Annotated in this window: 1 protein-coding gene; it reads left to right on the top strand. The window is 62.7% G+C overall.

From position 1 onward, the window contains the following. Positions 1-299: 299 nt before the first annotated feature. On the top strand, positions 300-654 hold a 355-nt coding region (locus TW83_RS17385; RefSeq protein WP_045984046.1), incomplete at its 3' end, for a MaoC family dehydratase.

Raw genomic sequence — 654 nt, forward strand, 5'->3', positions numbered from 1 at the left:
GGTGCCGAGGCGCAGGGGATCGATTCGATTTTCGTCACCGGCGGTCTGGCTGCGGATGCCTTCGGTCCGGACGTCGAACAGCCCGATGCCGGGATGCTGCCTGAATGGCTGGGATCGCAGGGACGGGCGCCGACCTTCGCGATCGGGCGGCTGCGCTGAGGCGACGCGGGCCGCGATGTGCGGGTCGCGGCGCAACAATGGAACGCAGATCGAAGGTATTCGGAAATATTGTTGCCATCCATGTTTTGTGCTGCTATGCAGCATGAGGTATGGATATGGCATTCCGGATGAGCAGCAAGATGTTGGACAATCTTCCACGCGGCACCATCGTCATCGAGGATCTGGAGATCGGCATGGTCCGGCACCTGCAAAAGCAGGTGACCGATCGCGACATCGAGCTTTTCGCCGAGGTGTCGACCGACCGGAACCCGGTCCATCTGGACGACGCTTATGCGCGGGATACGATCTTTGAAGGTCGGATCGCCCACGGCATGCTGACCGCGGGGCTGATTTCCGCGGTGATCGGCGAACAGCTGCCCGGTCACGGTACCGTCTATCTGGGCCAGACGCTGAAGTTCATGGCCCCCGTGCGTCCCGGCGACATGGTCCGCGCCGAGGTCGAGGTTCAGGCCATCGACCATGCGAAACGGCGGG

The sequence above is a fragment of the Paracoccus sp. S4493 genome, assembly GCF_000967735.1.
Lineage (GTDB): Bacteria > Pseudomonadota > Alphaproteobacteria > Rhodobacterales > Rhodobacteraceae > Paracoccus > Paracoccus marcusii.